This is a genomic window from Paenibacillus sp. FSL R7-269, from assembly GCF_000517865.1.
Lineage (GTDB): Bacteria > Bacillota > Bacilli > Paenibacillales > Paenibacillaceae > Paenibacillus_AQ.
This window is the reverse complement of record NZ_ASPS01000015.1, coordinates 144,754-154,800: the sequence shown is the minus strand read 5'-3', so window position 1 is coordinate 154,800 and position 10,047 is coordinate 144,754. Positions and strand designations below refer to the sequence as shown.

Sequence of the window (10,047 nt, the reverse complement as noted above, 5' to 3'; positions counted from 1 at the left end):
TGGACCGGTGCTCCATTCGTCCAGTTCCATACACTTCCGTCTTCTGCAATCGCATAGTTGCTTGAACCTCCCGCAATGCCTTGAATTTGGCTTAATCCGTTGACCGGGGTTAAGGTTGCATAACTGCCTCCCCATACCGCCACACTTCCATCTTTCTTCAGCGCTATGCCGTAATTGTTTTGCAGTGATCCTTCCGAAGTTGCGATACCAGCAATGTTCGTCAACCCGGTCAGTGGTGATGCTGCAATATATCTAAAAGTATACCAGTCCGGAAAGCTCCAACCCGGCATATTGTTGTTAACAACAGATCCCCAACCCCATACCGTACCTGTGCTCGTTAAAGCATAAGCATGTCCCCAGCCAGCTATTATGTCACTAACCCCACTTAGGCCTTCTACCTGCACCGGAGTTGTTCGGTTCCAGCCAGTACCATCTCCTAATTGGCGGGTGCTGTTCTCTCCCCAAGCCCATACCGTTCCATCGCTCTTCAGCGCATAGCTAGACATTGAATTTGCATTAGCTGAAATTTTAATTATCCCACTCAAGTTCTTCACTTGAACAGGCACTAGGCTATTGTTCTGGCTTCCATTCCCCAGTTGACCACTGCTATTATACCCCCATGCCCACACTGTTCCATCGCTCTTCAGCGCTAAACTATGGTACGGACCAGCAGCTACGGAAAGAACATTTGTCAATCCCGGAACCTCCACTGCTGTCGTTTTATCTGTCGTTGTCCCATCCCCAAGTTGACCGTAATAGTTTCCTCCCCAGACCAGCACGTGTCCATTGGTTTTCACTTGCAGGTTGTGATACAGACCTGCTGCAACAAGGCTTTTGGGAGTTTGAACAACAAATATTCCATTAAATGAAGAGTTTGTTGCTTCATCTCTTGCAACAATAGTAAATGTGTAAGATCTATCAGAAATTAAATTACTAAATGTAAATTCAGTATTAGAAGTACTATTAATCAGTTCAGAATCTTGATAAATATCATAACTAGTGACACCTACATTATCTGTTGAAGGTAACCAAGAGATCTTAACTTGATTATAATTATATGATAAGATTTCAAACCCATTAGGTGTGGAAGGCTTCACCTTATCAACCTTAGCATCACCCACAACTTCCTCACTCTGGTTAAATGCATTATCTACCGATCTAGCAAATACATTATATAGACCATCAACATCAAAAATCACAGGAATGGTGTAATCCTTCCATGCTCCGTCATGCCCTATCTTATATTGGTACTTTTGAAATCCGCTGTTAGGAAATCCTTTATCCGTATCAGTTCCACCAGCTAAGGTAACAGTAACAAATTCATTAGTCCACTTTAAGGGTTTTACCGTCAATGTTGGTTTAGGCGGATTAGTTCTATCAATCTTCGCTTCCCCTGAAACTTCTTCGCTGAGATTAGAAGCAGTATCTACTGATCGAGCGGTAATCTTAAATAATCCCTCAGTATCGATAATAATGGGGGTGTTATAATCCTTCCACTCACCACTATCGATCTTATATTGATACTTTTGAAATCCACTATTCGGAAAACCCTTATCCGTATCGGCTCCACCGGACAAAGTTATGGTAACTAATTGATTCGTCCATTTTGACGGTGCTACTGTCATAGTTGGTTTAGGCGGATTGGTCTTATCAACTTTAGCCACACCTGTTACTTCTGCACTAAGGTTAAATACGTTGTCCACTGATCTTGCGTAAACATTATAAAGACCTTCTGAATCGATCACAAAAGGAGCAGTATAGTCTTTCCATTCCCCGTTTGAATTGATCTTGTATTGATATTTTTGAAAACCGCTATCTGCATCAGTCCCACCGTCTAATGTAATCGTGACAAATTTATTCGTCCATGTTGTTGGATCGACTGTCATTACGGGCACAGTAGGATTGGTAGTGTCTACCTTGACGGTTTCAGTTAGTACCTCAGAGTCATTTCTATTCTTGTCTCGAACATAAGATTTGAAATTATAAATCCCTGTATTAGGCAGTGCTAATGGTTCTGTGTATTCTTTGTATTCGGATTCGTTAAGGTTATAAAAGTATTTGTAAATACCGGAGGCATTATCTTCTCCTGATAAATTGTAATGAACATTCTTCCCATACCATTCATTTACGCCTTTAACTCCAGTAACGTGTGAGGTTAAGGTAGGAATTGTTTCGTCTTGGGTTCCTCCAAGATCCAGTTCAACAGTTGGGTTGATGCTACCTTCGAAGTTACCGTCACCATTTTGATCAATCTGAAGTATGACTTGCCCGTTCTGATTAACATCTGCTTTAAATACTGAAGTGGGAGTAACCGCAACATTATCAAAACGCAATGTTCTATTTTCAATATCTTTTTCGTTCGCCCATACAATGGAGAAAGTTAATTCACCATATCCTGTACCAACAATACGAACTTTATAGTCTTCTACATCATTCAATAAAGCAATTTTTGTTTCGCCGTCAGTAAAATAGTTGGCATCAGGGATATTTGATTCAAAGTTATCAGGACCAGTTGATCCTGTATGTTTTCCTGAAGAATCGTAGACATGCAGTTCTACAGGGCATTCAGCTTTAATTTTCAACGTTTTTGTTTCCTGTTTATTTCTGCGTATTTTATCTGATACAAGTTCATTCGGCCTGCCCTTTAAAATATTCAGAATTTGCTTCTGTACGTCTACACTTGTAGCAAGGCCTATATGAGATCTTTGAATATAAAAAGTTCGCGACGGATCAAGCATAAAACCAGCCGTTGCACTGGAAACAGGCACGGTATTATCACCTTGAACATTTTTCACATCACTGAGAATAATATTTGGATTCGAATGAGTATAAAAGGTAAGTGTACCTGCAGTAGGCTTCTGATCACCCACAAAATAATATGAATCTACTTGCTTAAGAGTATTTACCGGATCTAATGTCGAATGGAAATTAGTTGCTTTATCAAACAAAATATCATTTGACCAGCTTCGGCTATTCTTTAGAAAATTTGCTGTATCGTTAAAATTGGTGAACTTAGTAGTTTTAACTCTCGATCCTGTAGACTCTGGATATTCTTGCGTCTGTAAATATCCATTTGTTTGAGAGGTGAAATATTTTTTTGAAGGCAGTAATTCATAGAGGGATGGAATATTAGGCTCAATAGAACGGATTGAACTACTTATAGCCATGTTTTTATATTCATCATCTGTGATATTTCCAGTTTCAAACATATAAGCAGCCTGAGGGGTTCCTTGAAAAGGGGTCCCTAAAGTGATTAATTTTTTTATTAAGTGACCATTCCCTTGTCTTATGTATTCAGTAGCAACGATTCCCCCCATGCTATGAGCGACGATATAATAATTGCTATACGGAGAAGCTGCGCGCTCAATATCAATTCTAGCCTTTAATTCTTGTGCATTAAATGTTGAGCCCTTCCTCCAATCATAAGCAAAATCGACAACATGATATCCAGAATTCTTAAAAAAACTTATAATCCCACTATAATAATCTTTAACACTATTACCAATACCTATATTTTCAATACTTTGTCCGCTTGTGTTCATTTTCAAATTATTTATGTTACTCCATATATATTGTTTGCCACGAGAATCTGGCATCCAAATCTGTTCTTCACCATGATACAACTCGCTTCCCATTGTTCCTGGTAAAAATATTATTCTATCTTTATAAACAGTAACAGTACATTCATTGGTATAGTATTCTTGATCTGTCGGCTTTACAACAAATCTATATTTCCCTTCTTCTTTGGGTTCATAAGAAAAACTCCCCCCCCAACTCGATTGTTTATAAATATATTCCGATTGTTCTTCGCCATTTATGTATATGTTAATGAGTACTGGGTGGGCCTCATCATGAAAACTATAATTGATGTGTATTTTCTCTCCAAATTTCACAACAGCATCATCTGGATATACGGAAGTACTAAATATTCCGATTGATGATTCTTCGGATAAATTGTTACTATTTAATGATTTCTGGACTGATTCAGCATATATATAGTGTTGACCTATTCCCAATGAATTAAATAAAGAAAGGAAAACCACAATACATATGCTAATCGAAATTATTTTTTTCATAAAATTCACTACTCCTTTAAACTATTTTTTTCTATCTTAATTATTTAGTATCTATCTTGATCATTCCTACGCTCAACTTTCCAAACAAAAAAAAGAATAAATTGAATTAATATAAATATTTTAGGTAATAATGCAATTAATTGAAATTGATAACCTGATAAAAAATTCGAACTCGAATTATCAACAGTCACTTTAAAAATTATTAATAATAATAGCGTAGGAAATAGATTAACAAAAAACCATATCTTCTTATATTTCAATATATTGTCTTTAAAAGAAATAGTATGATTAAAAAACATAAGGCTCACAGGAAGGGCATAAGCTCTTATTATTTGCCCCAATATCTCATGATTCCAACCTTCAATACGGAGATCAAGAAGGTAAACAATTAGAAGATGCAGCAAAACAATTATTAAAGTATGAAATAATGCTCTGAGGATATGAGTAATAAACTTTTGCATATGATCCACCTTTCAAGAAAACACATTTCCATTTTTCATTCTCAATATCCTAATATCATACACTTAATAATATATGGTTTAAATTTAAAATTTTCCCTTTATGGTTTTTGTCAGTTTCTCTCCTTAATTATGTATATCTTTTCAAATAATTGATCACCCATAGCACAAAAATAAAAATTATTTGTACTACAATGTATATAACAGGAACGATAATTACTAATTCAAAAAAACCACTGTCAAAATTCAAATCTATAAAATTATTTTCAGTAGGTTCATATTCTTTACTGTTATAAAAAAGAATTAGAAGACTAACACTAGGGATTGTGCTTATGCAAAGCCATATTAGGTTATATCTAATCTTCTTTGTTATTAATGAAATCATGCAGGTTGCATACAAGAGGAGAATTAGAACGAAAGAAACAATATATGCTTGTCGTACCGCCTCTTCCTCCCATGCTTTTGATTTCAGATTCAAAAAACGAAAACGAATAACAAATAAATGTAAAAACACAATAAATATCACTTGTGAAAAAGCACTTTTTCAATTTATTCACACCTCACAATTAGGTAATATAGTTACCCTTATGCTGCCGTAATCCTCTAATCGGAACAGATTATCCCCTGGTGTGAAACGGTAATAATTATTCAGGATGCTGCCATGGAGGTGGTTGCAGAGCAGCTTGACAAATTCCGTTATAAATACCATCTTTTATTTAATTGATTATTTAATCTCTAACCCTAAGTCCTCGCATATTTTATAAGGTTCACAGTAACTAACACTTTTATCTATATCTATTACAAAATCTATCAGCAATCTTTCATTACTTTTCTCGCAAATTTTCAACCTAACATCTTCTCCATATGTTAAACCAAGTAACTCGTCGACATCTTTTTTCTTAATCTCTTCATTGGTAGTTTTATTCACTACGACAACGTTAATACTTCTTATATCCTTGAATCTCTCCCTACTCTTTTCAACATCAACTGAATACGGTAGTTTTTCTTGTTCAACCATAACCTCTACTTTTTCAATAAACTTTTCATTGTTCGAAAAGCTAATGTTAGAAAGTTCTTGCTGTACTGATGATTTTGATTCGATAATCCAAGGTGCAAGAAAAAAAAAGAGAAACGTAGTCCCAAAACAAATAAGAAGTAAAAGTGGTAATTTTTTTTCTATTAGGTGTTTTGCAAAAAAAAGATAGGCTATGATACATAACAACAAAAGGGTAGCGTAAAAAAATAAAGAATCATAGTGAGTTACAGTAAATAGATTGCCACCACCAATAGAAAAGGCAATCCCTATAACTAAAAACCAAATACCTACACCCATGACTGCGCTTAAGGCAACAAAAAATAAACTCATTATCATGGTATTCTCCTTTGGCGAGGTTACGCGGCTTTCTATCACCCCATGATAACTAATCTTGACCATATTTAAATTTGTACTGCTCTCCTTCCTCTAAATTCCTCATTCATCAACCAATTAGAAATATCGGGTTAAATTGAAATTTTTTCCTTCACTTAGAATTATCGGTTTTTCCCTATTAATCTTGTATATTAATGTTAAATTCCGGAGGTAGAAAAATTGAAAAAGACCCTTTTCCTACTGATACCGTTGTTATTATTGGTCCTTGCATTCTGCAGCACTAATAAACGCAATCCAAATCTTTATCTTATTCCAAACAATTATGTGGGTTGGGTGCAGATTATTTATAATCAAGAGGGGTTTAACGCTATCGAAAAGAATAACGGAAAAAATATTTTTACCATTCCTGAATCTGGAGTATTAAAAACATCCACCCCAGATCCTGAATACGGGATATCTTTCGAAGAATTTTACTACTATGATGAACAAAATAAGCAGCAAAAATTAGATGTCGATCAAATGATCCACCATCACACTATAGGCGACGGCGAGTCGGTTAGCAGTTCCGGTAAAATCGAGGGGCCTACGGTGCAGCGCTTTTTTGTAGGAACAGAAGCTGAGCTTCAAAATCATCCTGCTCCTGACTATCCTGTTGAACTAATGAAACCTGCTTCGTCTAATGGTCCAAGACCTTAAACGCTTTGATATTGAAATAGGACATTTCGATTGGTGATACGCAGTGCTCCCGAACGTTCAAGGGCTCCTTGTAGATAATCGCAGAGTTCATCGAACCTGCCCGTTAGGATACGTAACTGGTCTTCGCTAAAATAGGATGCAACATATAAAATAAGCGGTGCAGCCGATTGTATGACAATATCATTTTGCAATATGTATTGGGCTGTTACCTTAAAATATTTGCTGAGGATATCCTGGCCATTCTCCAGGTTGAAGTTTTGCACGGCTTCGTTAAAGAAAGACAGCCTGCCGTCAAACTCCAATATCAGCTGCAATAGTTCTCTATAATTGTTCGCGCTTACAGTTGAGGCGTATGCCGTTCCATCAGGCACCAATACACGGTTGATTTCAGAGAAAATCTTCTTGTGGTCCTGAAAATGGTACAGCAGGTGATTCGCAATCAAAACCTCAAATGAATGGTCCGGCCAAGGCATCTTCTCTGCATCTACGATTTCATATTGAAACCGCTCTAGCGGATCATGAATATTCCCTTTTGCCGTTTCTATCATCCCTCTCGAGGCATCAGTCAAGACAATTTCTGATCTAAGCGGAACTTCTCTCCGTTTTTTCGCCCACAACACACCGGTTCCGCAACCGATTTCTGCAATCTTCAGACCCTCGGTAAGTCCCAAATGCTCGAATACCCATTCATGCCAATCCACCTTATGCTCACAATACTGATATAGCTGTATCCTTGCATTCAAGCGGTGTTCATTGGAGTACTGGTCTTCAGAAAATTTTTGGACATGAGAAAATAATTCATCCCTGTTCATTATCGTATAAACCTCCCATTTTCTCTTTTCTCATTTTAAACAAATAATAGAGCGTTAAGATAAACTGTATAATCGCGATACTCCAAGGAAGAATAAAGAGCATCTCCAATTGATACTTCGGGAAAAATTGAAAAGATACGATACGTCCCTCATCAGAATCCCCGTCATTTTGCACAGCTATGAAAAATAAAAGAAGTAGCAGACTTGATAACATAGTTACTAAAAACCAGTTGATTTTGTACTTTATTCGCCGATTACGTGAAATTATAATAGCATTTACACTACATAATATCAGCGGTATGATGTACACCCTAATGGTTTCTTCTAATAATGCAGTTCCCCATCTCTCCATTTTTATCTCCAGATAATAAATCAGGATTAAGTGTAGTCCAATAACCAGCAGCACGTAGAGAATGGCTTGGAGTATCGTTTGTAACGCTTTCATCTTTCATCGCCCTTCATTAGAGCTTTTCACTTTTCACTTTACTTAAGCTGTTCGCTCAAACTCTCAGGATTAAATTCCCGCTCCTTACCGTCTGCATCAATCATAGTAATTTGCTCAGGCGGTTTCTCCAGACTTTTCCCTCTAACTAACAACTGCCCTTCCCCTTCGATCTCGTACTTTCTGATATACACTCCTGAGCCGATATCCTCGAAGACATACTTGTCAAAATCATTCCAATGCAGTGAGGTCGCTTTTTCAGATAAGCTCTTTAATTCATTTATTGGAATATATCCGCTTACGCTTACTTCGGGGCCATACGTCTCCTTCCAATGCTTAAGCCACTGCGAATACTCCAACCCCTTGATCTCTTCCAGTGTCTTCCCTTCAATTGAATACTCACCGCCTGCGACTACAAGATTCTTGGTTGTGCTTAGCGGCGCAGAGCTGCCGCCTATAACTTCATGATCGGCGATCATAACATTCACAGAAATTTTGTATTGATCTGGGGGATATTGCTGCTCCAGGGGATGATTCTTCACTATGAATGGATAGGTTGTGATCTCCTTCCCGAAGTAGGTACTGGCTTCTTCCTCTTGTACTGCCCAGAACTGCATATCTTCCAGGCTCTCAAGCCTTTGCGGCTCCAGTGTATATCTTGACGTCTCGCCTTCAGAGGCAACGATGGTATAGCCTAGCGCTTCAATATAACCGGCGGCGGTCTGCTCATCTGTCTGTTCCCCACGAATGTTCTGGTTATTGCTACAGCCAACCACGGACAGCAGCACGAGACCTAGAACTAGGGATAAAATTGAAAATGCACCTAGTTTTCTCATGTAGATAATACTATCATAAAATACTTTATTTAGGATGTTGGACTAAAGAACTTTTCGATTTTCAAATTACACACCTTGTATAACCAATATACCCACTGTATACTCCAATTAAAGGAGCGATGATATGCGAAAAATGAAGCGAATCACGTTAATCACAGGGATAGGGCTAATGAGCCTGATTGGGATTGCTGTTCTTGCGGTCAACGCTTTTGTAATCCAAAGACCGGTCACTACAACCCCTGTCATCGCAGAAGTGAAGCCATACGAGTGGAATAAGGTGAAGCTGGGCGGGAATACCGTTTCCAGTGATGGATCGGAGTATTTCATGTGGACGAAGAGCGGTGAGAGCAACAACTGGATCATCTTTTTTTCCGGTGGCGGTGTCAGCTGGGATGCCCGGAGCGCTGCACATCCTATTAAGCTTATGAACTTTATGAAAGGCGGAGATACAGGCAACTATTTCGCTGATATTCCGTTCTATATGCTAACTTTGCTGGGCGGGATGATGGATACGGACAACCCGGATAATCCTTTTCACGGCTGGAATGTGGTCTACCTCCCTTATTCCACAGGCGACTTCCACATTGGTAACCGCACTGCTACGTATCCGCGGGAGGACGGGAGCACCTTCACTATGCGGTATAACGGGCGTACTAATGTGCGCAGCAGCCTTGACTGGATCTATGCGAACGTAGCTAAGCCCGATAAGCTGCTGATTGCAGGCGAAAGTGCGGGGGGATTCGGGTCAGCCTTCTGGGCGCCCGAGATTGCTTCACATTACCGGGATGCTGAGATCTTCCAATATGCGGACAGCTCATTCCTGAATTCAAACAAGTGGCCACAGGTGATGGAGCAGGAATGGAACTCGGATTTCACTGCAAGCTTCGGGTATTCGCCGGAGGCAGATGTCATCGGGGCTGCTTTTCGCGCAAATGGCCGGCTACTGCCAGCGGGTACAGTATTATTACAATCCTATTCCGTGTATGATGAGATTCTAATCCACTTCCAGAACAAGATCAACGACTACAATGGCCCACGGAACCAGAGTCTTATTAAGGCATGGTCAGAGGAAATGCGGCAGTCGGTAGCTGCTCTAGCTGCAACGGTTCCTAATTATTATTACTATCTGACGGATTACGGGCTGAATGCTGAGAACGGGACGACCCCGCATACTTTTGCCACCCGGGAGACCTTTTATCAGGCGGAGCAGGATGGTGTGAAGCTTGTGAAGTGGCTGGGGGATGCGGTCAATCAGCAGAAGCGCTATTCGGTAGGCAGCAAGTTTCTGGAGACGCAGGCAACCGCGCAGGAGTAGGACCAGCAGCAATATTTTCGCAGGTAGACAGGAGAGAAGATCA

8 protein-coding genes are annotated in these 10,047 nt (G+C 39.0%); 2 read left to right on the top strand and 6 right to left on the bottom strand.

Translation table 11 applies throughout. The annotated features are described in order from the left end of the window. The 3 genes from C162_RS34175 to C162_RS07270 form a co-directional block, all read right to left on the bottom strand. Positions 1-4,076: OmpL47-type beta-barrel domain-containing protein (locus C162_RS34175; protein ID WP_442792421.1), on the bottom strand; the 4,076-nt coding region annotated here is incomplete at its 3' end. Positions 4,077-4,120: 44 nt separating this feature from the next. Beyond that, complete coding sequence (locus C162_RS07275) at positions 4,121-4,537, bottom strand: hypothetical protein (RefSeq protein ID WP_036692913.1); 417 nt, start codon at positions 4,535-4,537, stop codon at positions 4,121-4,123. Between the two features lie 721 nt (positions 4,538-5,258). Continuing rightward, on the bottom strand, positions 5,259-5,900 hold the full coding sequence (locus C162_RS07270) for a hypothetical protein (protein WP_156949558.1): 642 nt from the start codon (positions 5,898-5,900) through the stop codon (positions 5,259-5,261). Between the two features lie 222 nt (positions 5,901-6,122). Between C162_RS07270 and C162_RS07265 the strand changes: the two genes are divergently transcribed. Next, the gene (locus tag C162_RS07265) at positions 6,123-6,599 is read left to right on the top strand and encodes a DUF6843 domain-containing protein (protein ID WP_036692910.1); all 477 of its coding nucleotides are present in this window, start codon (positions 6,123-6,125) and stop codon (positions 6,597-6,599) included. Here the strand turns inward: C162_RS07265 and C162_RS07260 are convergent. The 3 genes from C162_RS07260 to C162_RS34170 are packed head-to-tail and all read right to left on the bottom strand — an operon-like array spanning position 6,596 to position 8,689. Further along, a complete protein-coding gene (locus C162_RS07260) occupies positions 6,596-7,411 on the bottom strand; it encodes a class I SAM-dependent methyltransferase (RefSeq protein WP_036692907.1) in 816 nt (271 codons plus the stop codon). The genes C162_RS07265 and C162_RS07260 overlap by 4 nt on opposite strands. Continuing rightward, complete coding sequence (locus C162_RS07255) at positions 7,398-7,856, bottom strand: hypothetical protein (protein WP_036692906.1); 459 nt, start codon at positions 7,854-7,856, stop codon at positions 7,398-7,400. Before C162_RS07255 ends, C162_RS07260 begins: the two co-directional genes overlap by 14 nt. 38 nt (positions 7,857-7,894) lie before the next feature. Beyond that, positions 7,895-8,689, bottom strand: a complete 795-nt coding sequence (locus C162_RS34170; protein ID WP_143804240.1) for a hypothetical protein — start codon at positions 8,687-8,689, stop codon at positions 7,895-7,897. A gap of 124 nt (positions 8,690-8,813) precedes the next feature. Between C162_RS34170 and C162_RS07245 the strand changes: the two genes are divergently transcribed. Next, complete coding sequence (locus C162_RS07245; protein WP_036692904.1) at positions 8,814-10,004, top strand: pectin acetylesterase-family hydrolase; 1,191 nt, start codon at positions 8,814-8,816, stop codon at positions 10,002-10,004. Positions 10,005-10,047 lie beyond the last annotated feature (43 nt).

Coding starts and splice junctions, on each gene's coding strand:
- C162_RS07275 (WP_036692913.1), bottom strand. CDS start 4,537: ATGCAAAAGTTTATTACTCATATCCTCAGAGCATTATTTCATACTTTA.
- C162_RS07270 (WP_156949558.1), bottom strand. CDS start 5,900: ATGAGTTTATTTTTTGTTGCCTTAAGCGCAGTCATGGGTGTAGGTATT.
- C162_RS07260 (WP_036692907.1), bottom strand. CDS start 7,411: ATGAACAGGGATGAATTATTTTCTCATGTCCAAAAATTTTCTGAAGAC.
- C162_RS07255 (WP_036692906.1), bottom strand. CDS start 7,856: ATGAAAGCGTTACAAACGATACTCCAAGCCATTCTCTACGTGCTGCTG.
- C162_RS07245 (WP_036692904.1), top strand. CDS start 8,814: ATGCGAAAAATGAAGCGAATCACGTTAATCACAGGGATAGGGCTAATG.
- C162_RS34170 (WP_143804240.1), bottom strand. CDS start 8,689: ATGAGAAAACTAGGTGCATTTTCAATTTTATCCCTAGTTCTAGGTCTC.